Below are 24190 nucleotides of genomic sequence, written 5' to 3' on the forward strand. Positions count from 1 at the left end.
CGCGCCATGACCCTTCCCCCGCTCCTGACCCGGATCACGGCCCTGGCGCCTGGCGTGGCGCTCAGCCTGGTGGTGGCCGCCGTCGCCATGGGGTTGCAAAGCTTCGAGACGCAGGTGTTCGACCGCATCTGGCTGGAAGGCCTGGTGCTGGCGATCCTGATCGGCGCGGGCGTGCGGACCTTCTGGCCGCCGCCCGAGACCTTTCGCGCGGGCGTGGCGTTCAGCGCGGGGTTTCTGCTGGAGGTGGCGGTGGTGCTGCTGGGCGCCTCGCTCAGCGCCCCGGCCCTGGCGGCCATGGGGCCTACCCTGTTGCTGGGTATCGTACTGGTGGTCGCCGTGGGCGTGACCGGGGGCTACTGGCTGGGCCGCTGGTGCGGCCTGACCCGCAACGCCGCCCTGCTGGTGGCCTGCGGCAACGGCATCTGCGGCAACTCGGCCATCGTCGCCGTGGCGCCCGTGATCGGGGCGAAGGGCGAGGAGGTGTCGGCGGCCATCGGTTTCACCGCCGTTCTAGGTGTCGGCATGGTGCTGTTGCTGCCGGTGGTGGCGGATCTGCTCGGCCTGTCGATCACCGATGCGGGCGTGCTGGCGGGCCTGACGGTCTATGCGGTGCCCCAGGTGCTGGCGGCGGTGGCGCCCATGGGGCTGGCGGCGGCGCAGGTGGGCACGCTGGTCAAACTGACCCGCGTGCTGATGCTGGGGCCGGTGTGCATCGTGCTGGCCCTGACCACGCGGGATCGGGCGGGCCAGAAGCCCGGGCTGGCGCGCCTGATCCCCTGGTTCATCCTCGGCTTCATCGCCATGGCGGCTCTACGGTCGTTCGGTCTGATCCCCGAGGCGCTGATCGGGCCGATCACGGGCGTGGCCGGTGTCCTGACGGTGATCGCCATGGCGGCGCTGGGCCTGACCACGGACCTGCGCGCGGTGCTCCGATCCGGGCCACGCGCCGCTCTGGCCGCCGTTCTGTCGCTGGCCCTGCTGAGTGTGCTGGCGCTGGGCCTGATCGGGCTTCTGAACCTGCTCTAGATTTCCTGATTCCAGGCGCCGACGGCGTCGTGACGGGCCAGGCGGGGCTTCACCTCACTGTGGAAGAGGTCGCGCATGTCGTCCTCGGAGCGCAGGCTTTCCACCACCACCACCAGCTCCGGCTTGTTGGAGGAGGCGCGCACCAGCACCCACGAGCCGTCCTCCAGATGGACCCGCGCGCCGTTGACGGTGATCACTTCGGTTACCTTGCGGCCCAGGATTTCGCCTCCGGCCGCGTGCAGGGCCAGATAGTCCTTCTGCACCGCCTCGACGACGCTGTACTTGGCCTCGTCGGCGCAATGCGGGCTCATGGTCAGGGAGGTGAAGGCTTTCGGCAGGGCGGTCTTCAGCTGTGACAACCGCTTGCCGGGATGTCGGTCCAGCAGGGACAGTACTGCACCCGCCGCCACGATGCCGTCGTCGTAGCCGCGTCCGATGGGCGCATTGAAGAAGAAGTGCCCCGACTTCTCGAAGCCCGCCAGCGCCTTCGCCTCGGCGACCTTGCGCTTGATGTGACTGTGGCCGGTCTTCCAGTAGACGGTGGTCGCGCCGTGCTCCGCCAGCACGGGGTCGGTCTTGTAGAGCCCGGTCGATTTCACATCGACCACGAAGGTCGCGTTCGGATGCAGCGTCGACAGGTCGCGGGCCAGCATCAGGCCGATCTTGTCGGCGAAGACCGCCTCGCCTGTGTCGTCCACCACGCCGCAGCGATCCCCATCGCCGTCGAAACCCACGGCCAGATCCGCGCCGGTCTCCTGCACCCGCCGGGACATCTGCGCCAGCATGGCGTGGTCCTCGGGGTTGGGGTTGTACCTCGGGAAGGCCCAGTCGAGATCGCAGTCCATCTCGATGACCTCGGCGCCCATGCTGCGCAGGGCTTCGGGTGCGAAGGCGCCGGCCGTGCCGTTGCCACAGGCGACCACGACCTTGAGGGGCCGTGTCAGGGTCACCCCGGCGGTGACTTCATCCAGATACTGCTCGCGGAAGTCCTCGATCCGCTCCAGCCGTCCGCCGGGGCGGGCGACGCCGTCGCCGTTCAGCACGATGGCCTTCAGGCGGCTCATCTCGTCAGGACCGAAGGTCAGCGGCGGCTCGGCGCCCATCTTCACCCCGGTCCAGCCGTTCTCGTTATGGCTGGCCGTGACCATGGCCACGCAAGGGGCGTCCAGCGCGAACTGGGCGAAATAGGCCATGGGCGACAGGGCCAGGCCGATGTCCAGCACCTCCATGCCGCCCTGCATAAGGCCCAGCGTCAGGGCCTGTTTGACGCTCTGGGAATAGGACCGGAAGTCGTGGCCCACCACGATGCTCGGCCTGGCTCTGATCTCGTGCGCATAGGTCGCCAGTCCGAGGCCCAGGGCTTGCAAGCCGAGGAGGTTGATCTCCGATCCCAGGATCCAGCGGGCGTCGTACTCTCGGAACCCCGTAGGATTCACCAAGGGGTGGGTCTCGTAGTCAGCGGTGTCGGGAGCCAGGCCGGGACGAGGTTTCAGCATGGGTCCCTCGCAAGGGCGTCAGCCGGCGGGTGCAGCCGGCGGCGCGTCGGCGGGCGTTGTCGCCACGCCCCGTCCAGCCTCGCCCTCGGGCCAGTTCAGCGCCAGGGCGACCATGGCGACGGCGATCAGCGCCATGAGGGGAAAGAACAGTCGGTTCCGCATGGCTCCCGCTATAGCAGGGCCGTTTCGCGGGCCACAACATCGCAAGGAGCGGACGACGCCGCGCCGCGCTTGCGGGTTGACCCCCGCCCGCGCCGGTCCTACCCGGTCAGGTCCAACTGGAGACACCGATGCCCCGACTGATCCTGCTGCGACATGGCCAGAGCCAGTGGAACCTGGAGAACCGCTTCACCGGCTGGGTGGACGTGGACCTGACCGACCAAGGTGAGGCCGAGGCGACGCGCGGCGGCGAGCTGATCGCCAGGGCGGGCTTCAAGCCCGACGTGATGTTCACCTCGGTGCTGAACCGGGCCAAGCGCACGGGCGCCATGGCGCTGGAGGCGGCGGGCCTGAAGGACGTGCCGGTGATCGAGGACTGGCGGCTGAACGAGCGGCACTACGGCGGGCTGACCGGGCTGAACAAGGCCGAGACCGCCGAAAAGCACGGCGAGGAGCAGGTGAAGATCTGGCGGCGCAGCTATGACACGCCGCCGCCGCCGCTGGCGCCCGGCGGCGAATTCGATTTCACGACGGACCCCCGCTACGCCGGGCAGGACATTCCCGACACCGAAAGCCTCAAGATCACGCTGGAGCGGGTTCTGCCCTACTGGAACAGCGCCATCGCGCCCCGCCTGAAGGCGGGGGAGGACGTGCTGGTCACCGCCCACGGCAATTCACTGCGGGCCATCGTCAAGCACCTGTTCGACGTGCCTGACGACCGCATCGTGGGGGTGGAGATCCCCACCGGCAACCCGCTGGACATCGAACTGGACGCCGAGCTGAAGCCGGTTTCGGCCCGCTATCTGGATGAGGACAGGGCCCAGGCTCTGCCGGCCCTGTCATGAGCGAAGCACGCGATCAGGAATTCATGCGCCGGGCCATCGGCCTGGCCAGGGACCAGATGGGCAAGACTTGGCCCAATCCGGCGGTGGCCTGCGTCGTGGTCAAGGACGGCGAGATGGTCGCCGAGGCCGCCACAGCGCCCGGCGGCCGTCCCCATGCGGAGGAGCAGGCCGTGCCCGCCGCCGGCGACAGGGCGAAGGGCGCCACCGCCTATGTGACCATGGAGCCGTGCGGAGCCCGGTCGTCGGGCCGCACCTCCTGCGCGCAGTACCTCATCGAGGCCGGCGTCGAACGGGTGGTCATCGCCTGTCTGGACCCGTCCCCCTTTGCCGCGGGGCGCGGGGTGGAACGGGTCAGGGCCAAGGGGCTCGAGGTCGAGACCGGCGTGCTCAGCGACGAGGCGGCGATCCTGTATGAAGGCTATCTGCACCGGCTGGAGTCGGGCCGTCCCATGGTCCGGATCAGCGAAAACGGCGACAGCTTCGACGGCCAGTTCGCCGCCTCGGCCAAGGCGGATCTGGCCACCGAGCTGAAGCGGCTGGGCGAGGCGGGATACACCCGGCTGTGGACCGCGCCCGGCCCCCTGGCCGACGCCCTGCGCGAACAGGGCCTGCTGACCGAATAGGCACCGGGATTCCAACGCTTTCTTAAGCGGCGGTCAGGCATGTTCCGGGCATGTCGGCGCAATCCGCTCCCATCGATCCCGCCAACAGGCGGCGGCTGACCCAGGCCGAACTGGACGCCATTTGCGCCCGGCACGACCGGCTATGGCAGGCGAAGCCGGGCGGCGCACGCGCGGTGTTCACCTGGATGGACCTGTCGGGCCTGAGCCTGAAGGGCCGCAACCTGACCGACGCCGACTTCTCGGCCGCGGATATGGCCGGCTGCGACCTGACCGGGACTCGCCTGGACAATGCGGTGTTGTTCGGGGCCGACCTTCAGGATGCGCTGCTGATCGAGGCCAGCCTCCGACGGGCAGACCTGCGCGGCGCGTGCCTGCGCGGGGCGGACCTCACCGGGGCGGACCTGTTCGAGGCAGACCTGCGCGAAGGCGCCATCGCCGCAGCGGATTCCAAGCTTGGCTTCCGCATGGTGGAGCATCTGGTGCGCGACCGGGCGCGGGCGTCGGGCGCCAACCTGTCGGGCGCCAATCTGGAGCGGTCCAAGCTGACCGGCATCATCGCCATCGCGGCCGACTTCTCCGGCGCGGTGATGAAAGACTGCAAGCTGGTCCGGGCCAATCTGAAACAGGCGAATTTCAACGGCGCGGATCTGGCGGGCGCGGACCTGTCAGGGGCGGACCTGACCGGGGCGGACTTGCGGGACGCGGTGCTGGTGGGCACCAAGCGGGCCATGTGGCGGGCCGACGGGGCCGACATGACCGGGGCCCTGACCGACGAGAAATCCTCGGGCGCGCCGGTGTCCAAGCTGCCGGCCGCTGACATGCTGCGCGAACACGCCATCTGGTGCGAGACGGGCGGCGCCAAGGGCCAGCCCTCGGTGTTCGACGATGTGGACCTGCGCAGCCTGAAAACGATCCGGGGCCTGACCCTGACCGGCCTGTCGGCCAAGCGGGCCGTCTTCTACGGCCTCGACATGGAGGGCGTTCAGCTGCAGGGCGCTCAGCTCGAAGGCGCGGACCTGCGTTCGGCCAAGATGCGTGGCGCGGACTTGCGCGGCGCCCGTCTCAAGGGCGCGCGCCTGACCGGCGCGGACCTCCGCGAGGTCCAGCTGGGCCCGTTGATGATCGCCCAGGACCGCTTGCTGCCCGCCGACCTGACCGGAGCCCATCTGCGCGGCGCCGACCTGTCGGGCGCGGATCTGCGCCGGGCCATCCTGGTCCAGGCCGACCTCAGCCGCGCGGCCCTGCACGGGGCCCAGACCCGGCATGCCGAATTCCTGGCCGCCCAGCTTCATGGCGTGCGCGGGCTGGTGCTGGACGCGGAATAAGAAAGGGCGGCCCGAAGACCGCCCTTCCCAGGTCTTGAAAGCCGTCAGGCGTTAAGCCGCCTTCTTGCCCTTGCCTTCGATCAGGGCCGGGCCGGCGTTGATCTCGATCCGCCGGGGCTTGAGCGCCTCGGGCAGTTCGCGCTTCAGGTTGACGGTCAGAAGGCCGTTGTTCAGGCCAGCCTCGGTCACCACCACATAGTCGGCCAGCTGGAAGCGGCGCTCGAAGTCGCGCTCGGCCAGGCCGCGATGCAGGAAGGTGCGCTCGGTCTCGTCATTGGCCGTGCGACGGCCGGTGACGGTGAGCAGGTTCTCCTTGACCTCGATGTTCAGTTCGTCGGGCTTGAAGCCGGCCACGGCGATCTCGATCCGGTAGGCGTTCTCGCCCGTCGTCTCGATGTTGTAGGGCGGCCAGCCGCCCGGCTCGCCGGTGCGCGCGGCGCTTTCCAGCAAATTGGCCATGCGGTCGAAACCCACGGCGGAACGGTAGAGGGGGGTGAAGTCGATGGTGCGCATTACAATCCTCCTGATGCACAGCAAGGTTGAACCGCCCCGTTTCCGGGGACGGACGGTGTCGGCCTTTGGCGGTCCCTGATGGGCCCCGCCGCGACCGTGAAAGCCCGGCGAACCGGCGCTCTCGGGAACTGAAATAGGAGGGTCGACATCCGCCGCAAGAGGCTTGGGCGCGAATTCGTCAGACGCCGCTTGCCCAAGGGCGAGGGGGCTTTAGGGTGCGCGCAACGGAGACGCCGTCCAATGACTGGGAGACCGCCTATGCGCCGCCTGACCCTCGCCGCCGCCCTTCTCGCCCTGACCGCGCCAGCCGCCCTGGCCCAGACGCCGGATGCGCCCGCCCGCGGCTCGGCCGCCGCCCCGGTTCACGCCGAAGACGCCGTGCTGGCCGACATCATCGCTTCTGACACTCGCGCCGCCGCCAACACTGCGCGGGATCAGCACCGGCGTCCCTATGAGGCCCTGACCTTCTGGGGCCTGCGTCCGGGGCTGACGGTGGTGGAGATCGAGCCCGGCGGCGCGGGCTGGTGGACGGAAATCCTGGCCCCCTACGCCCAGCGCACCGGCGGCGAGTACGTGGCCGCCTGGATCGACCTGGAAGCGCCCACCGTCTCGGACCGCGCCCGCGAAGCCCGCGCCGGGCTGGAGCAGGAACTGGCCGCCTTCGGTGGCTCCGCCCGCGCCGTGAATTTCGGGCCCGCCTCGGGTCTGGGGGTCGAGGACGGGACCGCCGACGTGGTTCTGGTTGCCCGTGCATTCCACAATTGGGCCCGCGCCGACCTGACGGACCGCTACATGGCCGAGTTCTTCCGCGCCCTGAAGCCGGGCGGGATCCTTGCGGTCGAACAGCACCGGGCCGAGGAAGGCCTGAACGCCACCGACACAGCTTCCACCGGCTATGTGCCCGAAAGCTATGTCATCCGCGCGGCCCAGGCCGCCGGCTTCGAGCTGGACGCCCGCAGCGAACTGAACGCCAATGCGGCGGATGATCGGGATCACCCGTTCGGTGTCTGGACCCTGCCCCCGGTGCGGCGCACCGAACAGGGCGGCCGTACGCTCACCGAGGCCGAACGCGCCGCCTTCGACGCCATCGGGGAAAGCGACCGCATGACCCTGCGCTTCCGCAAGCCCGAGTGATCATCGTTCCGGTGCGTCACGGCGCGCTTTGACGGGTATGGTGAACCGCTTTAAGTCCAAGGCCGTGGCCGTGTCGGGGCGGCCTGCAAACGCGAGTCTTGCGGCACATGGGATTTATGGCTGATCGGTCCTGGAATCAGGCGATGTCCGCCTCGCGTCGGCGGCTTCTGGCGGGTGGGGCGGCCCTGGCCGGCCTGACGCTGGTGTCCGCCTGCGGACGTGGCGCCGAGCCCGAGGTCGCCGAAGGAGAACCCCAAGGCCCGCCCCCGCCGCCGGAAGGGAGCCTGGAATGGGCTGTGGCCGGGGCCTGGCGGGTTCATGATCGCGGCCGTGACCAGTGGCGGCATCCTGTCGAGACCCTGACCTTCTTCGGCATTGAGCCGGACATGCACGTGGTGGAGATGTGGCCCGGCGTCGGCTGGTACACCGAGATTCTGGCCCCATACCTGAACCGGGGCGGCGGCAGGCTGTATGCGGCGGGCTTCGAGATCGGTCCTGACGCCGATCCCGCCCTGCGTCAGGTCATGGCGCGGTTCGAGGGCCGTTTCGCGGCGGACCGGCGGCTCTACGGAGACGTGGAGATCAGCGCCTTCGGCCCCACCAGCGGCCCCCTGGCGCCGGCCGGAACCATCGACATGGCCTTGTTCCTGCGCAGCCTCCACGCCTGGATGGCGGCGGGCATCGCGGAGAAAGCCTTCGCCGACGCCTATGCGGCCCTCAAGCCCGGCGGCGTCCTCGGCGTGGAGCAGCACCGCGGAGCCTCGGGAGGCGATCAGGATCCGGCCGCAGCTACCGGCTATGTGCAGGAGGCCTTCGTCAAGCAGCTGGCCGCCGAGGCGGGCTTCGTCTTCGTGGCGTCCAGCGAGGTCAATGCAAACCCTGAAGACACCAAGGACCACCCCTTCGGCGTGGACACTCTGCCGCCCAACAGCATGACCGCCCCGCCTGGCGAACCCGCCGACCCCGAGTTTGACCGCAGCCGCTATGACGCCATCGGCGAAAGCGACCGCATGACCCTGAAATTCCGGAAACCCGAATGAACGCCTCCACCGCCCCCGGCGTCAACCGCGCCGCGGCCTTCGCCGCGAACGCCCCCCTGATGGGCGTGCCGGGCGCGTCTTCGCCTCCCGGCGGCGTGGGTGAGTGGTATCGAGGCGCCGGGGGGCTGCGTTTGCGCGCGGCGTTGTGGACACCGTCGCCGTCCATCGAGGACGCGCCGCGCGGCACGGTGATCATCAGTCCGGGCCGGACCGAGCCCATCGAGAAATATTTCGAACTGATCGGCAATCTGCTGGCCCGGGGGTTCTGCGTGCTGGCCCATGACTGGCGGGGCCAGGGCCTTTCGGCGCGTCTTCTGCCCGACCGGCTGCGCGGCCATGCCCGGGCGGTGGAGGAATTTCTGGACGACTACGCCCGACTGATGGACGCCTTCGAGGCGCGGCTGCCCAAGCCCTGGATCGCCATCGGCCATTCCATGGGCGCGGCCCTGAACCTCCTGACGCTCGAAGCTGGAGAGACCCGCATCGCCGGCGCGCTGCTGTCCAGCCCCATGCTGCGCATTCGCACGGGCAAGCGATCCCTGTGGTCGGCCAAGATGGCGGTGAAGTGGAACCTGCGCCACGGCAAGGCCGGCGACTATGTGCTGGATGATCCGGACGATCCGTTCGACCACACCTTCGAGACCGACGCCCTGACCAGCGATGAGAGCCGCTATGAGCTCTGGCGCCAGCAGCTCTACGCCTGCCCGCATCTGGCGCTGGGTGGGCCGACCTGGGGCTGGCTGGCCTTCGCCTTCGATGCGGGCGAGCGGGCCCTCAAACCCAAGGCCCTGAAGCGGGTGACCATGCCGGTCTCCATCGTCCAGGCGGGAGAGGACACCATCGTCTGGAAACAGACCAACCGCTGGGCGGCCAAGCGTCTCGGCCGTGGGCGGTATGTGGAGGTGGACGGCGCCAGGCATGAGGTGATCATGGAGACGGATGACCTTCGCGCCGCGTTCCTGCGGGAATTCGACGCCATGGCCGACTATCTGGCGCCGCGGGGATCGCAGCAGGTTCAGGCCGAATCCGCCGAATTGGTTTAGAGCGCCGCGCGCCTGAGCGTCACCAGGGCTTGATCGATCAGGCCCTCGTCGCCCACAGCGAGAACCTGACCCCTGTCATCCGGCGTCTGGCCACGCCAGTTGACCACCTTGCCGCCTGCGGCCTCGACCACCGGGACGAGGGCGGACCAGTCCCACGGTTTCAGGCTGGTCTCGGCCACAAGATCGATGCGTCCGGCGGCGATCATGGCGTAGGCGTAGGCGTCGCAGCCCAGTCGGGCCAGTCGCGCGGTCGCCCGCACCTGGGTCCAGGCGCCCAGTTCTGCGCCGGTGAAGATGTCGGGATCGGTGGTGGCGATGACCGCGTCGTTCAGGCGGGGACAGGTGCGAACCTTGAGCGGGGAGGGGGCATCGCCGCCCTTGAGCAGTAGGGCGCCTGACGGGCCGCCCAGAAAAATCTCGTCCATCACCGGCTGGGCGATGGCGCCCGTTACGGGGCGGCCTTCATGGCGCAGGGCGATCAGGGTGGTCCAGAGCGGGAGGCCTGCGACGAAGGCGCGCGTGCCGTCCACGGGGTCCAGCATCCAGACGTATTCGGCGTCGGGGCGATCCTCGCCGTATTCCTCGCCAATGACGCCGTGATCGGGAAAGCGTTCGGTGATCAGCCGCCTCATGACCGCTTCGGCGTCCCGGTCCGCCCGGGTCACGGGGTCGAAGGCGCCGGGCTCGCCCTTGTCCTCCTCGCCGCAGTCGGTGCGGAACAGGGGCAGGGTCACGGCGGCGGCGGCGCGGGCCAGGTCGACGGCGAAGGCTTCAAAAGGGGTCATGACCGGCGGGCATACAGTGCGCCCGCCGACGCGTCACGATCTTAAGGCGTTCAGGCTGTTTCCGGCGTGGCGTGCAGCGACTTGGCCAGGTCCAGCAGCCGACGGCGCGGACGCTCGCCGAGCTGGTAGTAGGCCTGGATCAGGTCGATGGTCTCCTTGCGGGAGAACATCTCACCGCCGTGCCCATTGCCGGGGCCCGCATCCTTGCGCTCCAGCGCCTCGGACAAGCCGTCGTAGAAATAGTTGACCGGCGTCTCCAGCGCCTCGGCCAGCTGCCACAGGCGAGCGGCCGAGATGCGGTTGGCGCCGCATTCGTATTTCTGAATCTGCTGGAACCGGATGCCCACCTGTACGGCCAGCTGCTGTTGGGTCAGGCCCAGCAGGCGACGGCGGCGACGCAGGCGGCGACCCAGATGAAGATCGATTTCGGTGGCCATGTTGAGCCCCTCCTCGTTTGGCGACCGCTGTTCCACTACGGGACAGCTCGCCCGTCACGGGGCAAGGGCCATGCCGGTTTCTCGCGGTGCGGGAGGCGATTCACCTTTCGAGTGTGCAATATGGCTGCAATCAGGCAACCTTGACCGCTTCGGCGCATTACAGAGCCGACCTCGTTTATCAACGGAAGGAAATCGACATGGGTGGAATGGGTTGGATCGCCTGGATCATTATCGGCATCATCGCCGGTTGGTTGGCGGAACAGATCATGGGCCGCAATCACGGCCTGCTGACGAATCTGATCGTGGGAGTCATCGGCGCCCTGATCGGCGGCTTCGTCGCCAATGCACTGGGCTTCGCCTGGGGCGGCTGGATCGGCTCGACCATCGTGGCCACGATCGGCGCGATCATCCTGTTGTTCATTCTGGGCCTCGTAAAGCGACGCTAGAACTGAGCTTCAGACAGCAAAAAGGGCGGCTCGAAAGAGCCGCCCTTTCCGTATGCGCGGTCAGTCGGATCAGGACTTGGCCTCGGGTTCCTCGACCGGTTGCATGGTTTCCGGCGTGGGTTCCGGCAGCGCCTCGGTTTCCGGCTTGGGCTCCTCGGTCACTTCGCCTTCACCCGGAAGCGGGGCCTCGGCGCCCGATACGTTCGAGGACGCGTCGGCGACCGCGGGGGCCGCGTCGAACTCGGCTTCAGTCCAGGTCAGGACCACCGCTCCGTTGTCCAGCGTGGCGCCGTCGATGGGGGCTTCCCGAAGCTGGCCGTCATCGGCCCGAACCTGCAGGGTCTGCTGACCCGAGGCGTCCACGCCGGCGCCTTCAAGGATGCCGAGCGAAGCGCCGTCCGACGACGTCACCTGGGCGCCCGGAGCGACAGAGCCGCTCTGTTCAGTCGTAGCTTCGGCTTCAGCGGCCGGGGGCTGGGTCATGGGGTCGGTGGCCGGATCCTGGGTCATGTCCTGCGCGAAAGCCGGTGCAGCGAACATCAGGGCGCCGGCGACGCCGGTCAGAAGAACGGTCTTGCGGATCATGATGAAATCTCCTGTTTCGCGAGCCGGGAGGTGCTCGCATAAAAGTGAACACGGCAGATTTCGGTTTGTTTCGGACGCCCAGAAATGACCTTGGCCCCGCCCCATTCGACCGATTCCTGATCGATCCGGGGCGAGGCCAAGGCGGCCGTGTGGAGATTGCAGCAGGGTAGGGCCATCGCCCCGCAGACGCGGCCTTACTGAGGCATGGCCTCGAACTCGGCTGCGGTCATGGCCGTGACCACCGCACTGCCTTCAACCGAGGCGCCCGCAGCCGGGACGGTGCGGACGGCGCCGTCAGCGGTGCGCACGGCCAGCGACTGTGCGCGGCCGGCGGTGTCGCGCGTCACATTCACCACATGGCCGAGCATGGCGCCGTCGGATGCATGGACCATGGCGCCAGCTTGGACGTCCAGATCGGCGGAGGCGCTGGAGGCGTTGACGCCGGCGTCCGCTTGGGCGTCGGCGGAGACTTCGGCGTCGACGTCAGGCGTATGTCCCAGCGTGTCCTGGGCGTCCTGGGCCGTGTCGCGGGTGATGCGGCCGGTGTCTCGCACCGTGTCTCGGGTCAGGTCCCGGGTGCGGTCGATGGTCGAGCCGAGCGGCGGGGTCGTCACTTGCCCCCCGACCTGACCGCCCACCTGGCCGCCGATGTTTCCGACCACCTGGGCGGTGGCGGGGAAGGCCGTCAGCGCCAGTACGGCGGCGCCGGTTGTGAGAAGAGTCTTACGCATTGTGTCACTCCGTGGCGGGTGAAATTGCGCCCCCACCGACAGGAGAAACCCGCCAAGGCTGTCCCGGGTTTCATTCCGGGACAGCCTGAACGTCGTTTAGTCTCAGTCTTCCTTCACGCGCTTCTTGCGGAAGGAGGGGTTCAGCACCTGCTTGCGCAGGCGGATGGACTTGGGCGTGACCTCGACCAGTTCGTCGCTCTCGATGTAGGCGATGGCCTGTTCCAGCGAGGGGCGGCGCGGCGGGGTCAGGCGAACGGCCTCGTCCTTGCCGGAAGCGCGCACGTTGGTCAGCTGCTTGCCCTTGATGGGGTTCACGTCCAGGTCGTCGGACCGGCTGTTCTCGCCGATGATCATGCCCTGATAGGTCTTCTCACCGGCGCCCACGAACATGACACCGCGATCTTCCAGGTTCCACAGGGCGAAGGCCGCCGTCTCGCCGTCGGAGTTGGAGACCAGCACGCCCTTCAGACGGCCCTCGATGGCGCCCTTGTAGGGTTCGTAGTGGCTGAACACGCGGTTCAGGACGCCGGAGCCGCGGGTGTCGGTCAGGAACTCGCCCTGATAGCCGATCAGCGATCGCGAGGGGCACATCAGCTGGACGCGGGTCTTGCCGGCGCCGGACGGGCCCATGTCCTTCAGCTCGGCCTTGCGTGCCGACAGCTTTTCGATGACCACGCCGGAGTATTCGTCATCCACGTCGATGACCACGTCCTCGATAGGCTCCAGCCGCTCGCCGTTCTCGCCGGTCTGATAGACCACGCGGGGGCGGGAGATGGACAGCTCGAAGCCTTCACGGCGCATGTTCTCGACCAGAACGCCCAGCTGCAGTTCGCCGCGTCCGGCGACCTCATAGGCGTCGGCGCCCGGGGTCTCGGTGACGCGGATGGCCACGTTGGACTCGGCTTCCTTGAGCAGGCGGTCGCGGATGACCCGGCTCTGCACCTTGTCGCCCTCGCGGCCGGCCAGAGGACTGTCGTTGACCGCCACGGTCATGGAGATGGTCGGCGGATCGATGGGCTGGGCGGGCAGGGCCTCGGTGACTTCCAGCGCGCACAGGGTGTCGGCCACGGTGGCCTTGGACATGCCCGCGATGGCGACGATGTCGCCGGCCTGGGCGCCCTCTTCCACCGGTTGGCGCTTCAGGCCGCGGAAGGCCAGCACCTTGGTGATGCGGCCCTGTTCGATCTGCTTGCCGTCGCGGTCCAGGGCCTTGATGGCCATGCCGGCCACGGCCTTGCCGCTCTCGATACGGCCGGTCAGCAGGCGGCCCAGGAACGGATCGGACTCGATCAGGACGTTCAGCATCTGGAAGGGCTTGTCGACGTTCAGGGCCACCGGCGCCGGCGGCACGTGCTCGACGATCAGGTCGAACAGCGGAGCCAGGGTGTCCGACTTCTGGTTCAGGTCCAGCGTCGCCCAGCCGTCGCGGCCCGAGGCGTAGATGTGGGGGAAGTCCAGCTGCTCCTCGCTGGCGCCGATGGCCGAGAACAGGTCGATGGTCTCAAGGTGAACCCGGTCCGGGTCGGCGTGGGGGCGGTCGACCTTGTTGATGCAGAGGATCGGCTTGAGGCCCATCTTCAGGGCCTTGGTCAGCACAAATTTGGTCTGGGGCATGACCCCTTCCTCGGCGTCCACCAGCAGGACGCAGCCGTCCACCATGCCGAGGATCCGCTCCACCTCGCCGCCGAAGTCGGCGTGGCCGGGGGTGTCGATGATGTTGATGCGGGTCTCGCCCGCCTTGCCGTTCCACAACACCGAGGTGGCCTTGGCCAGGATGGTGATGCCGCGCTCACGCTCCTGGTCGTTGGAGTCCATGGCGCGTTCGGTCGTCGCCTCATTGGCTCGGAAGACGCCGGACTGGGCCAGCAGCTGGTCCACAAGGGTGGTCTTGCCGTGGTCGACGTGGGCGATAATGGCGACGTTACGAAGGTTCATGGCGATGATTCAGACGTGTAAGGCGGGCGCGCGGACCGGCTCGGTCCGTTCGGGCCGCTGGATTTGCGGATCGGGGAGGCGGGGGCCTCATATAGGAGGCGCGGCCAAAAGGCCAGCGCGGGCGTGCCCTGGACCTCTCGAGATCAGCCGTACAGGTCGCCGAGATAGACGCGGCGGACGTCGGGATCGCTGATGATCTGGCCGGGCGTTCCCTCGAACAGCACCTCGCCGCCGTGGATGATGGAGGCCCGGTCGATGATGTCCAGGGTCTCACGCACGTTGTGGTCGGTGATCAGCACGCCGATGCCGCGATCGGCCAGATAGCGGATCACCTGGCGGATGTCGGCGATGGCCAGCGGGTCGATTCCGGCGAAAGGCTCGTCCAGCAGCATGAACGACGGCTTTCCGGCCAGGGCGCGGGCGATCTCGACCCGGCGGCGTTCACCGCCCGACAGGGCCGTGGCCGGGGCCTCGCGCAGATGGTCGATGTGCAGTTCTTCCAGCAGGCGGCTGACCTCTTCGGAAACCGCCTTTTCGCCAGCGGTGTTCAGCTCCACCACCGCCCGCACGTTCTGCTCGACCGTCATGCCTCGGAAGATGGAGGCTTCCTGAGCCAGATAACCCAGACCCATGCGCGCCCGCTGGTACATGGGTTGGCGGGTGATGTCCTCGCCGTCCAGCCAGATGGCGCCGGAATCGGCCGGAATCAGGCCGGTGATCATGTAGAAGCAGGTGGTCTTGCCGGCCCCGTTGGGACCCAGAAGCCCGGCCACCTCGCCCCGGTTCACGTGCAGCGAGACGTTGTGCACCACCTGACGCTTTCCGAACGACCGGGCGATGTTCTCCACACTCAGCCCCTTGCGACGATCGGCGGGCGAGGCCGCAGTCGCCCTCTCAGGCGCGGCATCAAGCGACGCGGCGGCCCTGGAGGCGCGCCTCGGCCGGGGCGGACGGTTCAGGGCTGAGAGTTCCTTGCGCGCCAAAAGCCGGCTCAGTCCCGGTCAGGATAGAAGACGCCCTGCACCCGGCGTCCGGCGTTTCCGGTCGGCGCGCCTTCCATGCGTGCGCGGCCGGTGCCGATGTTGATGCTGAGATTGGAGCCGGTCATGACGTTGTCGCCCTGGCGCAGGATCACGTCTCCGGAGACGACCAGGGTGTCGCTGGCGGCGGTGTAGACAGCGCGATCGCCGCGGACCACCTGTTCGGGGGTGACGAAGTAGACATCCCCGATGGCCTCGATGCGATTGAGGCCGCCCATGCTGGTGACGGCGGAGGAGCCCTGCTCGCCGGAACGGCTGTAGTAGACGTCGAAGCGTCCCGCGCGCAGGCGGTTCTCGCTCTGCATGGCCTCCGCCCGGCCGATGTAGCTGATCAGGCCCCGCTGTTCGTCGAATTCGACGTCGTCCGCATTGATCATGAACGGGTCGCTGCTGCGCGAAATCTGGGTCCAGCCGGCGGTGGCCAGACCGCTCACCGCCAGAACGGCCGCCGTCAGTGCGATTGTCATGCGCCGCATGATCATGATTCCCTATCCGGCCCCGCCGGTGTTGATCGTGGTCCGGACCTTATCATCGCCCGAGCCGCTGAACACGACCCGACCGCCCTGTTCGTAGATGGCATAGGACGACGCGTCGATTGTTCCAAGGGCGCCGACGCCCTGGATGCCCTTGTCGCCGGTGACGACGCCGGTGCGCGTGTCCACAACGGCCTCGGGCGTGACGAAGCGAAAGCCCGCGCCGCCGTCCTCGATGATCACCTGTCCGCGCAGGATCAGTGTGCGGGACGGTTCGTCATAGAGGCCATGCCCGGCCGAGAGTTCACTGGTCTTGCCGGCCTCCAGCGTCAGCCGCATGACCGGGGCGTCCAGCCGGAACATGCCGGTGTCCGGATCGCGCACCGCCTGGGCCGCGCCGATGACGAAGGAGCGGCCCTGCTCGTCCTGTCCGTGGAACATGGGGTTGGACAGGCGCACTTCGCGGGACTCCACCCGGCTGCGTTCGACCCCCGCGATGATGGACCGGGTTCCGACCCACAGGGCGGTGCCGCCCGCCAGCACGGCGATGATGAGGGGCAGGACGCGACGAAGCAGCATGACCCGTCGTGAGCGCGCGCGCCATTGTCGGCCCGCCAGAACAACCCGGCGCTCGTCCGCCGCCTTCAGGTCATCGCTGGGGGTGGGATCGGCCATGATCAGGTGTGGGCGAAGATGTCGGCGTCTTCCCAGCCTTGCAGATCAAGTCGGGCCCGCACAGGCAGGAAGTCGAAACAGGCCTGGGCCAGCTCGGTGCGGCCCTCGCGCGCCAGCATGGTGTCCAGCCGGTCGCGCACCACATGCAGGTGCAGCACGTCGGAGGCGGCATAGGTCAACTGCTCGGGGCTCAGCACTTCGGCGCCCCAGTCCGAGGACTGCTGGGCCTTGGAAAGCTCCACCCCGGCCAGTTCGCGCACCACATCCTTCAGGCCGTGGCGGTCCGTATAGGTGCGGGCCAGCTTGGAGGCGATCTTGGTGCAATAGACCGGGCGCGTCTCGACCCCCAGATGGTTCTCGAACATGGCGATGTCGAAGCGGCCGAAGTGGAACAGCTTGAGGACATTGCCATCCGCCAGCACCCGCTTCAGATTGGGGCAGTCGTAGGCCGGACGCTTCAGTCGGACCACATGGGCGTCGCCGTCGCCGGACGACAGCTGGACCACGCACAGATCGTCGCGGTTGTGGCGCAGGCCCATGGTCTCGGAATCCACCGCCACCACCGGGCCCAGATCCAGATCGCCGGGCAGGTCGCCTTCGTGCAGGTGAACGGTCATGAGGGCCTCGTACAGAATCCGGTGCGCTTTGTCCGGATCATCATAGACGAACGGCGCCGCGTCCCAAGACACGGCGCCGCCGAAAAATATGGTGCCCAGGAGAGGACTCGAACCTCCACGACCTTTCGATCACTGGCACCTGAAGCCAGCGCGTCTACCAATTCCGCCACCTGGGCCCGAAGGTTTCCCCTCGGAAGGCGCGGACCCTTAAGGCAGGGAAAACGTGCGGTCAATGGCGGTTCTGATCATATTGCGCATAACGGGCCGTGCGCGCGTTGCGGGGGCCGATGGCTTGGTCTATCCCCGGCGCGCCGAACGCGATCAATTCCGGCACAGAGCGTCGGCCCGGAGCATTTGTCATGACCGCATCGTCCAGACTCGTCACCGTCTTCGGCGGCTCGGGCTTCATCGGTGGCCAGGCCGTGCGCGAACTGGCGCGGCTGGGCTGGCGCATCCGCGTGGCCGTCAGGAAGCCGAATACAGCCCATGATCTGCGCCCGCTGGGCGACGTGGGCCAGATCCAGCTGATGCGCTGCGATGTGACCCGGCAGGCGGACGTGGAGGCGGCGCTGCGTGGCGCCGACGCCGTGGTCAATCTGGTCGGCACCTTCAACACCCGCCGGTTCCAGGCCATGCACGTGGACGCAGCTCGCTACATCGCCGAGGGCTGCGCCGCCAACGGCATCACGCGGCTGGTGCAGGTCTCTGCCAACGGCGCGGACGCCGACTCGCCATCCGCCTACGCCCGCTCCAAGGCCGAGGCGGAGGCGATCATGCGTCAGCATGTTCCCGGCGCCGTGATCCTGCGCCCGTCGGTGGTGTTCGGCGCCGAGGACGATTTCCTGAACCGGTTCGCCGCCATGGCGTCCATGTCCCCGGCCTTGCCTCTGATCGGCGGCGGAAACACGCGGTTCCAGCCGGTCCATGTCGGCGATGTGGCCGACGCCATTGCTGCGGCTGCGACGCGTCCCGAATTCGTCGGGCGCACCTTCGTGCTGGGCGGGCCGTCGATCTACAGCTTCCGGGAGATCCTGGAGTTGATCCTGCGTGAAACGCACCGGGAAAAAGTTCTGCTGCCCCTGCCGTTCCCGCTGGCGCGAGCCATGGGCTCGGTGATGCAAGTGAGCGAGCTGTTCGGGATCGCTCCGCCCCTGACGCGCGACCAGGTGCTGATGCTGCAGTCCGACAACGTGGTTCCGGACGGCGCCGAGGGCTTTGCCGCCCTTGGCATCATGCCGACGGGGATGGAGGTCATCGCCCCGTCCTACCTGTGGCTATATCGCCGGGGCGGCCAGTTCGCCGAACCGGCCGCGGCCTAAAGCGCGCCAGTCAGCCACAGGCCTGCCAGGCCCACGGTTCCCACGACGATTCGCCACCAGGCGAAGACCGCGAAGCCATGCCGGGTCACAAAGGCCAGCACCGCCTTGACCGTCAGGAAGGCGGTGATGGTGGCGGCGATGAAGCCGACGGCGATCAGGCCGAAGTCCGAGAAGTCCAGCACGGCGCGGTTCTGGAACAGGTCATACGCAACGGCAGCGCCCATGGTGGGCAAGGCCAGGAAGAACGAGAACTCCGCCGCCGACCGCTTGTCGGCGCCCAGCAGCAAGGCGCCGGCGATGGTGGCGCCCGAGCGCGATACGCCGGGGACCATGGCCAGACACTGGGCCACGCCGATGATCAGATACATGCGCATGGGGTATTTCGCGGCGTCCAGATGCACCGGCGTCATTGGTCGCCTGTCGAGCCACAGCAGGACGAAGCCGCCCAGGATCAGCGAGACGCAGATGATCACCGGCGTCTCGAAGAACACATTCTTGATGGTGTCGTACATGAACACGCCGATCACCATGGCCGGCAGAAAGGCGACCAGCAGGCCGATCAGGAAGTGCCGCGCCTGGCGATCATGGGGCCACCGGGTCGCCAGCTCGAACAGGCGGCGCAGATAGACAGTGACGATTGCCAGCAAAGCGCCCAGCTGGATCACCACCTCGAAGGTCTTGCCGGTGCTTTCGAAGCCCAGGAAGTGGCCCAGCAACAGCAGGTGGCCGGTGGACGAGACAGGAATGAATTCGGTCAGCCCCTCGACGATGCCGAGAAGCAGAGCAATCAACCAGTCGCCCATGCGGCGAACCCCCGTTCAATAGTCAGATGGTCCCGGCGCCCGTCAGTGCGCGCCCGGCTCGACGCCCACATAGCGCAGGCGTGCGCGGATGGGCGCCCCCTCCAGCAATTGATCCAGCGCATGGGCCAGGAGCCCTGCCGATCGCCCGATGGCGAACAGGTCGAAGGCGCCGTCGCGGGGCAGGTTGAAGCGCCGCACGATCAGGGCCAGGGCCAGGTCGAAGGACGGCTTGAGGCCGGTGGCCCGCTCGCCCGCCTCCACCAGACCCGCCAGATCGCGGGGCAGGTCGGCGGCGGCCAGCAGGGCGGCGGCGCGGGGGTCGCCGTCGGGGTAAAGCTCGTGCCCGAAGCCGGGCAGGCGGCCGTCCTGATCCATACGGCGGCGCATGGTGTCCTCCGGGTCGCGCCGGGCGTCCAGCACCAGGGCGCTGGCGGCGGACAGCTGGCGGCTGACGTCCGGGCCGGTCAGGGCGGCCAGGCCCGCCATGGCGGCGGCGGCCGGGCTGGCGCCCGTGCCCGCCACGGCCCGTGTGGCCAGCACGGCGCCGTTCAGCTCGTGATCCGCGGACAGGACCAGGGCGCGGCGCAGGATGCCGGAATCCAGCTCGGGGATCTTCCAGGCGCGGGCCAGACGCTGATGCAGATGCAGGCGCGGGCCCATGCCGACGATGGCGTCGACCATCTCGCTCAGCACTCCGGCGCATTCGATGGTCAGGTCACGCTGGGCCCGGCCGGCGGCGGGCGGGTCCTCGTCCACGCGCCGGGCGATGAACTGCAGCAGGCGGGAGCGGGACGGCCCGGCGTAGGCCACGTCGATACGGGGCTTCAGCGTGGCGAAGGGATTGCCGTCGCGGGCGTTCCACAGCACCCGGGCCGCGTCCTCCAGCGTGGCGTGCTCGGCCAACTGGATCGCATCGCGGCCCCGGTAGAACAGGCGCCCCCCCATGATGGCGGTCACCGAGGACTGCACCGTCGCCTCGCCGCGCACCGGCGAGCCGCCGATCACAGCCGGGGCGGCGGGCGCGGGCGAGCCGTCGCACAGCCGCGCCACGTCGTCGGCGGCGTAAAGGCTGCGTCTGGGATTTTCAGGATCTGGGCGAGCGGTGATCCGTCCCCGACTGACATAGGCGTAGAGCGTCTGGGTCTTCACCCCCAGGCGGTCCAGGGCCTCATTACGGCCGATCCAGTTTCGCTGGGCGGTCTCCATGACGGCTCCCTTGTCCTGCGACCTTCGTGCGGTTGACCTACCTAGGTCGATCAACATTGATAAACTGTTCCCTGCAGCAGGCGATTTCATGACCGGCGTTGGAATTTTTCACCTCATTCGGCGTTCGGTTGCGCGCACCCCCGCTGTTGCGCCACAAGACGTCCGATGATCGCAACTTCGACGCCTGAAGACGGCCACGCCGCCAACCGCCGTATCACGACCCTGTCGGTCGGGGTGGCGGTGTTCCTGATCGCCATCAAGGCCTTCGCCCTGGGCGCCTCGGGCTCGGTGTCGATCCTGGCGTCGCTGGCGGACTCGGCGCTGGACCTGATCGCGTCGCTCTCGGTGTTTTTCGCCGTGCGCTGGGCCGCCATCCCGCCCGATCACGAGCACCGATATGGCCACGGCAAGGCCGAGGCGCTCGCCTTCCTGGTGCAGGCGGGCCTGGTGTTCGCCTCGGCGGTCTTCATCGCCTGGGAATCCATCCAGCGCATGGTTGACCCGCGCCCGATCACGGCGGGCGGCTGGGCTGTGGGGGTGATGATCGTCTCCATCGCCGTGACCCTGGGTCTGGTGTGGCTGCAGAGTCGGACTATCCGCGCCACGGGTTCGCTGGCGGTGCGGGGTGACCGGGCCCACTACGCCGCCGACCTGGGGGCCAACGTTGTGGTGCTGATCGGTGTGGCGTCCGGCGCTTTCTTGGGCGCAGCCGGACTGGACGCGGCGGCAGGCCTCGTGGTCGCCGTCTGGCTGTTCTGGGGCGCACTGGGGATGTTGAAGGGGTCGGCGGACCATCTGATGGACAAGGGCGTGGACGACGAGACCCGCGCGCGCATCGTCGCCGCCGTGCTGGCTGATCCTCGCATCGGCGGGGTGCATCAGTTGCGCACTCGCCTGGCCGGACCGGTGCTGATGATCCAGATGCATGTGGACCTTGAGCCCGACCAGACGCTGGAGGCAGCCCACGGCGTTGTGGTGGAGGCCGAGGCCCGCATTCTGAAGGTCTTCCCTGGCGCCGACATCCTGATCCATCCAGACCCGCGCGGCCGCACCCGCGGCCATGGCGGGGTCAAGGGCGATGCGGAGCCCTCCACCGGCGTCCCGGTGACGGAGTAAACGCGGGATTAAGGACGACGGGCGCATGGGTTCGACCATGTCTTCGCCAGTCGCCGCCCTGTTGCATTACCCGTTCGATCCGGCCTCGCGCGCCGCGCGCCTGGCGCTGGGCGAGGCGCGGGTCGAGTTCAGCGAAAGCCCGGTCAAGCCGTGGGAGTCGGACTGCATCCTGAACCAGGTCAATCCCACCGGCATGCCGCCGGTGGTGCGCACCCTGCTCGACGGCCGCACCCTGACCCTGTGCGAACTGGGCGCGATCCTGGGCTGGATCGAGGACAGCGCGCGGGGCCCGCTGCTGATGCCTGTCGACCCGGTGGAACGGGCCGAGACCCGTCGCCTGACCGCCTGGTTCGAGCGCCGCTTCAATGACGAGGTCAACGCCGTGCTGCTGCACGAGCGGTTGGAGAAGGCGATCCTGAAACTGGGCCCGCCCGACGCGCGCAGCCTGCGTCAGGGGCGCGAGGCCCTGCGTCATCATCTGGGCGAACTGGAAGAATTGCTGCAAGGCCGTGACTGGTTGGCCGGGCGCCGCATGACTCAGTCCGACCTGATCGCCGCCGCGCACTTCTCGGTCATGGACTATTTCAGCGAGATGCCATGGGCGTCGTTCCCGGCGCTCAAGGCCTGGTATGTGCCGATCAAGTCGCGGCCGTCGTTCCGGCCGCTGCTGGGCGACCGCTTCCCCGGCGTGGCCCCGCCGGTGCACTACGCGGATCTGGATTTCTAGCTTTCCGCCGCCGCGCGCGCTATCGCGCCCCATGGCCAGGGACCCCCGAGACGAGATCCGGCGCCGGGCAAAAGACCTGGGCTTCGACGTCTGCCGCTTCGCATCAGCGTCCGCGCCCTGGAGCGCGGGCGAGCGGCTGGCCCATTTCGTCGAGCAGGGCCGCCACGGCGAAATGGGCTGGATGGAGACGACCCTGGCGCGCCGCGCCCATCCCACCGCCATGTGGGCGGATGCCCGCACCGCCATCGTCCTGGGCCTCAACTACGGCCCCGGGCATGATCCCCTGCCGGAGATGGAGGACCGCTCGGCGGGCTATATCTCGGTCTATGCCCGGGGCGACGACTATCACGAGCTGATCAAGGGTCGGCTGAAGCAGCTGGCCGGCATCGTGGCCGTGCGGTCGGGCGCTGAGGTGAAGGTGTTCGTGGACACCGCCCCCCTGATGGAGAAGCCGCTGGCCCAGCGCGCGGGTCTGGGGTGGCAGGGCAAGCACACCAATCTGCTCAGCCGCACCCACGGCAACTGGCTGTTCCTGGGGGTCATTCTGTCGGCCGCGGACTATGAGCCCGACCCGTCGGAGGACGAGCATTGCGGCTCTTGCCGGGCCTGTCTGGACGCCTGTCCCACCAACGCCTTTCCCGCCCCGTTCCAGCTGGATGCGCGCCGCTGCCTGTCCTATCTGACCATCGAGTTCGCCGGGCCGTGGCCGGAGGAATTCCGCGCGGCGGCAGGCAGCCGCATCTACGGCTGCGACGATTGTCTGGCGGTTTGTCCGTGGAACAAGTTCGCCCAGGGGGCGCACGAGGCGCGGCTGCATGCCCGGGACAGTCTGAGCGCACCCCGTCTGGTTGATCTGGCGGCCCTGGATGACGCGTCCTTCCGCACCCTGTTCGCCAAAAGCCCGGTCAAGCGCATCGGCCGGGACCGCTTCGTGCGCAATGTGCTCTACGCCATCGGCAACAGCGGCGATCCCGCCCTGATCCCGTCGGCAGAACGCCTGCTGGAGGATCCGGACCCGGTGGTGCGCGACGCCGCCGGCTGGGCGCTGGGGCGGCTGAGGGCCGGGGACGTGGCCTAAAGCTGATCCATGTTGTTCTCGTGATCCACCGCCTCGCGCTTCAGCCAGTCGGCGAAGGCGCTGGCGCTGGGCGAGGCCGGTCGGTCGCGCGGGGTGACGATGTGATAGGCGAAGCCCACGGTCTGACTGCCGTCGGGGAAGGGCGCCATCAGCCGTCCCGCGCTCAGGTCCGCCTGGGCCAGGGTGCGCTTGGCCAGGGCCACGCCGCGCCCCGCCACCGCCGCCTCGATCAGCAGGCTGGACTGGGAGAAGCGTGATCCCCGCCGCGGATCGGGATGGCGCACCTTGCGCGCCTTCAGCCACATGGCCCAGTCCGGCCGCCCCGGATCGGCGTCGGAGGACACGTCGTGCAGCAGGCCATGGTGGATCAGGTCGGCGGGTTTTCGGATGGGCTTGTCGCCGTTCATCAGGCCGGGGGCGCAGACCGGCAGCACCTGTTCTGTCATCAGCAGGTCCACATGGGCGTTGGCGTAGCCGCCGGGGCCGTAGCGCACCGCCACGTCCACGGTGCCGTCCGACAGGTCCGCCGGCTCCATATCGGCCGAGATCCACACCTCCACCTCCGGGTGCTCGGCGTGAAAGCGGTCCATGCGCGGCATCAGCCATTTGGCGGCGAAGGAGGGCGCCACGCTGACGCTGATCTGCTTCTTGCGGGGCGGCTCGCGCAGCAGGGCCGAGGCGTCCATCAGGCGCTCCATGCCCTCACGCAGCAGCGGGATCGAGGCGCGGCCCAGATCAGTCAGGGCCAGGCCCTTGGGCTCGCGCCGGAACAGAGGCGCGCCGACGATGTCCTCCAGCAGGCGGATCTGCTGGCTGACGGCGCCGGGCGTCACCGACAGCTCGTCGGCGGCGCGGCTGAAGTTCAGATGCCGGGCGGACGCTTCGAAGGCGCGCAGGGCGTTCAGGGGCAACAAGGGTCTGGCCATGCCCCGTCATTAGATTTCCTAACACAGAGCGCAAGGCATAATGGTTTGTGAGGCGCCCGGCGCCGGGTGTTGGATCGCGGCTCGTTT

General features: G+C 68.5%; 27 protein-coding genes and 1 tRNA gene. 12 read left to right on the top strand and 16 right to left on the bottom strand.

Annotated features, from left to right (window positions below):
• Window positions 1-6 precede the first annotated feature (6 nt).
• Window positions 7-1026 (top strand): YeiH family protein, encoded by a 1020-nt coding sequence (locus tag IWC96_RS03925; RefSeq protein WP_196838381.1) that lies wholly within the window; start codon window positions 7-9, stop codon window positions 1024-1026.
• On the opposite strand, the gene IWC96_RS03930 is transcribed toward IWC96_RS03925, so the two are convergent.
• Together IWC96_RS03930 and IWC96_RS03935 are read right to left on the bottom strand one after the other, a co-directional pair.
• Window positions 1023-2522 carry a phosphomannomutase/phosphoglucomutase gene (locus IWC96_RS03930; protein WP_196838382.1) on the bottom strand — a complete coding sequence of 500 codons (1500 nt, stop codon included), beginning with the start codon at window positions 2520-2522 and terminating at the stop codon, window positions 1023-1025. The genes IWC96_RS03925 and IWC96_RS03930 overlap by 4 nt on opposite strands.
• 18 nt (window positions 2523-2540) lie before the next feature.
• Complete coding sequence (locus tag IWC96_RS03935) at window positions 2541-2684, bottom strand: hypothetical protein (protein WP_158332136.1); 144 nt, start codon at window positions 2682-2684, stop codon at window positions 2541-2543.
• Between the two features lie 128 nt (window positions 2685-2812).
• Between IWC96_RS03935 and gpmA the strand changes: the two genes are divergently transcribed.
• From gpmA to IWC96_RS03950, 3 genes are read left to right on the top strand one after another with little or no spacing between them, the layout of a single operon-like run.
• Window positions 2813-3526 carry a 2,3-diphosphoglycerate-dependent phosphoglycerate mutase gene (gpmA, locus tag IWC96_RS03940; RefSeq protein WP_021697854.1) on the top strand — a complete coding sequence of 238 codons (714 nt, stop codon included), beginning with the start codon at window positions 2813-2815 and terminating at the stop codon, window positions 3524-3526.
• Window positions 3523-4149 carry a bifunctional diaminohydroxyphosphoribosylaminopyrimidine deaminase/5-amino-6-(5-phosphoribosylamino)uracil reductase RibD gene (gene ribD, locus IWC96_RS03945; RefSeq protein ID WP_021697855.1) on the top strand — a complete coding sequence of 209 codons (627 nt, stop codon included), beginning with the start codon at window positions 3523-3525 and terminating at the stop codon, window positions 4147-4149. The genes gpmA and ribD overlap by 4 nt, the downstream gene beginning before the upstream one ends.
• A 50-nt stretch (window positions 4150-4199) precedes the next feature.
• Window positions 4200-5474 (top strand): pentapeptide repeat-containing protein, encoded by a 1275-nt coding sequence (locus IWC96_RS03950; protein WP_021697856.1) that lies wholly within the window; start codon window positions 4200-4202, stop codon window positions 5472-5474.
• Between the two features lie 51 nt (window positions 5475-5525).
• On the opposite strand, the gene IWC96_RS03955 is transcribed toward IWC96_RS03950, so the two are convergent.
• Window positions 5526-5987, bottom strand: coding sequence for an Hsp20 family protein (locus IWC96_RS03955; RefSeq protein ID WP_021697857.1), 462 nt, complete (start codon window positions 5985-5987; stop codon window positions 5526-5528).
• A 258-nt stretch (window positions 5988-6245) separates the two neighbouring features.
• Between IWC96_RS03955 and IWC96_RS03960 the strand changes: the two genes are divergently transcribed.
• The 3 genes from IWC96_RS03960 to IWC96_RS03970 all read left to right on the top strand — a co-directional run bounded on the left by IWC96_RS03960 (window position 6246) and on the right by IWC96_RS03970 (window position 9204).
• Window positions 6246-7121 carry a class I SAM-dependent methyltransferase gene (locus IWC96_RS03960; RefSeq protein ID WP_196838383.1) on the top strand — a complete coding sequence of 292 codons (876 nt, stop codon included), beginning with the start codon at window positions 6246-6248 and terminating at the stop codon, window positions 7119-7121.
• A gap of 143 nt (window positions 7122-7264) precedes the next feature.
• The gene (locus IWC96_RS03965; protein ID WP_196838384.1) at window positions 7265-8161 is read left to right on the top strand and encodes a class I SAM-dependent methyltransferase; all 897 of its coding nucleotides are present in this window, start codon (window positions 7265-7267) and stop codon (window positions 8159-8161) included.
• Window positions 8158-9204, top strand: a complete 1047-nt coding sequence (locus tag IWC96_RS03970; protein ID WP_021697861.1) for an alpha/beta fold hydrolase — start codon at window positions 8158-8160, stop codon at window positions 9202-9204. The genes IWC96_RS03965 and IWC96_RS03970 overlap by 4 nt, the downstream gene beginning before the upstream one ends.
• Here IWC96_RS03970 and hisN read toward each other — a convergent pair.
• Both hisN and IWC96_RS03980 read right to left on the bottom strand, forming a co-directional pair.
• Window positions 9201-9989 (bottom strand): histidinol-phosphatase, encoded by a 789-nt coding sequence (gene hisN, locus IWC96_RS03975; RefSeq protein ID WP_021697862.1) that lies wholly within the window; start codon window positions 9987-9989, stop codon window positions 9201-9203. The two genes, IWC96_RS03970 and hisN, sit on opposite strands and share 4 nt — an antisense overlap.
• Window positions 9990-10039: 50 nt before the next feature.
• Window positions 10040-10426, bottom strand: a complete 387-nt coding sequence (locus IWC96_RS03980) for a helix-turn-helix domain-containing protein (RefSeq protein ID WP_021697863.1) — start codon at window positions 10424-10426, stop codon at window positions 10040-10042.
• Window positions 10427-10623: 197 nt separating this feature from the next.
• Between IWC96_RS03980 and IWC96_RS03985 the strand changes: the two genes are divergently transcribed.
• Complete coding sequence (locus IWC96_RS03985; RefSeq protein WP_196838385.1) at window positions 10624-10872, top strand: GlsB/YeaQ/YmgE family stress response membrane protein; 249 nt, start codon at window positions 10624-10626, stop codon at window positions 10870-10872.
• Window positions 10873-10941: 69 nt separating this feature from the next.
• Here the strand turns inward: IWC96_RS03985 and IWC96_RS03990 are convergent, their stop codons facing one another.
• The 8 genes from IWC96_RS03990 to IWC96_RS04025 all read right to left on the bottom strand — a co-directional run bounded on the left by IWC96_RS03990 (window position 10942) and on the right by IWC96_RS04025 (window position 17104).
• On the bottom strand, window positions 10942-11457 hold the full coding sequence (locus IWC96_RS03990) for a superoxide dismutase (protein WP_196838386.1): 516 nt from the start codon (window positions 11455-11457) through the stop codon (window positions 10942-10944).
• A gap of 194 nt (window positions 11458-11651) precedes the next feature.
• Complete coding sequence (locus IWC96_RS03995) at window positions 11652-12188, bottom strand: hypothetical protein (RefSeq protein WP_021697867.1); 537 nt, start codon at window positions 12186-12188, stop codon at window positions 11652-11654.
• 102 nt (window positions 12189-12290) lie between these two features.
• Entirely contained in the window at window positions 12291-14123 is a 1833-nt protein-coding gene (typA, locus tag IWC96_RS04000; RefSeq protein WP_021697868.1) for a translational GTPase TypA, read from the bottom strand.
• A 143-nt stretch (window positions 14124-14266) separates the two neighbouring features.
• A complete protein-coding gene (lptB, locus tag IWC96_RS04005) occupies window positions 14267-14971 on the bottom strand; it encodes an LPS export ABC transporter ATP-binding protein (RefSeq protein ID WP_021697869.1) in 705 nt (234 codons plus the stop codon).
• Between the two features lie 143 nt (window positions 14972-15114).
• Window positions 15115-15639, bottom strand: a complete 525-nt coding sequence (locus tag IWC96_RS04010) for an LptA/OstA family protein (protein WP_081703488.1) — start codon at window positions 15637-15639, stop codon at window positions 15115-15117.
• Between the two features lie 12 nt (window positions 15640-15651).
• Complete coding sequence (lptC, locus tag IWC96_RS04015; RefSeq protein WP_021697871.1) at window positions 15652-16311, bottom strand: LPS export ABC transporter periplasmic protein LptC; 660 nt, start codon at window positions 16309-16311, stop codon at window positions 15652-15654.
• A 2-nt stretch (window positions 16312-16313) separates the two neighbouring features.
• Window positions 16314-16928 (bottom strand): ribonuclease D, encoded by a 615-nt coding sequence (locus tag IWC96_RS04020; RefSeq protein WP_045319174.1) that lies wholly within the window; start codon window positions 16926-16928, stop codon window positions 16314-16316.
• 89 nt (window positions 16929-17017) lie between these two features.
• A tRNA-Leu gene (locus IWC96_RS04025) sits at window positions 17018-17104 on the bottom strand.
• Between the two features lie 183 nt (window positions 17105-17287).
• Here IWC96_RS04025 and IWC96_RS04030 point away from each other — a divergent pair.
• Window positions 17288-18247, top strand: a complete 960-nt coding sequence (locus IWC96_RS04030; RefSeq protein ID WP_196838387.1) for a complex I NDUFA9 subunit family protein — start codon at window positions 17288-17290, stop codon at window positions 18245-18247.
• On the opposite strand, the gene IWC96_RS04035 is transcribed toward IWC96_RS04030, so the two are convergent.
• Both IWC96_RS04035 and IWC96_RS04040 read right to left on the bottom strand, forming a co-directional pair.
• Window positions 18244-19050, bottom strand: a complete 807-nt coding sequence (locus IWC96_RS04035; RefSeq protein WP_021697874.1) for an undecaprenyl-diphosphate phosphatase — start codon at window positions 19048-19050, stop codon at window positions 18244-18246. The genes IWC96_RS04030 and IWC96_RS04035 overlap by 4 nt on opposite strands.
• Window positions 19051-19092: 42 nt before the next feature.
• Window positions 19093-20256 carry a citrate/2-methylcitrate synthase gene (locus IWC96_RS04040; protein ID WP_021697875.1) on the bottom strand — a complete coding sequence of 388 codons (1164 nt, stop codon included), beginning with the start codon at window positions 20254-20256 and terminating at the stop codon, window positions 19093-19095.
• Between the two features lie 165 nt (window positions 20257-20421).
• Here IWC96_RS04040 and IWC96_RS04045 point away from each other — a divergent pair, with 165 nt between their 5' ends.
• From IWC96_RS04045 to queG, 3 genes are read left to right on the top strand one after another with little or no spacing between them, the layout of a single operon-like run.
• Window positions 20422-21372 carry a cation diffusion facilitator family transporter gene (locus tag IWC96_RS04045; RefSeq protein WP_196838388.1) on the top strand — a complete coding sequence of 317 codons (951 nt, stop codon included), beginning with the start codon at window positions 20422-20424 and terminating at the stop codon, window positions 21370-21372.
• A gap of 37 nt (window positions 21373-21409) precedes the next feature.
• Complete coding sequence (locus tag IWC96_RS04050) at window positions 21410-22099, top strand: glutathione S-transferase family protein (RefSeq protein ID WP_045319175.1); 690 nt, start codon at window positions 21410-21412, stop codon at window positions 22097-22099.
• 31 nt (window positions 22100-22130) lie between these two features.
• Window positions 22131-23177 (top strand): tRNA epoxyqueuosine(34) reductase QueG, encoded by a 1047-nt coding sequence (gene queG / locus IWC96_RS04055; RefSeq protein WP_196838389.1) that lies wholly within the window; start codon window positions 22131-22133, stop codon window positions 23175-23177.
• On the opposite strand, the gene gcvA is transcribed toward queG, so the two are convergent.
• Window positions 23174-24103, bottom strand: a complete 930-nt coding sequence (gcvA, locus tag IWC96_RS04060; RefSeq protein ID WP_021697879.1) for a transcriptional regulator GcvA — start codon at window positions 24101-24103, stop codon at window positions 23174-23176. The two genes, queG and gcvA, sit on opposite strands and share 4 nt — an antisense overlap.
• Window positions 24104-24190 lie beyond the last annotated feature (87 nt).

It is taken from the genome of Brevundimonas sp. BAL450 (genome assembly GCF_015767455.1).
GTDB classification, from domain to species: Bacteria; Pseudomonadota; Alphaproteobacteria; order Caulobacterales; family Caulobacteraceae; genus Brevundimonas; species Brevundimonas abyssalis.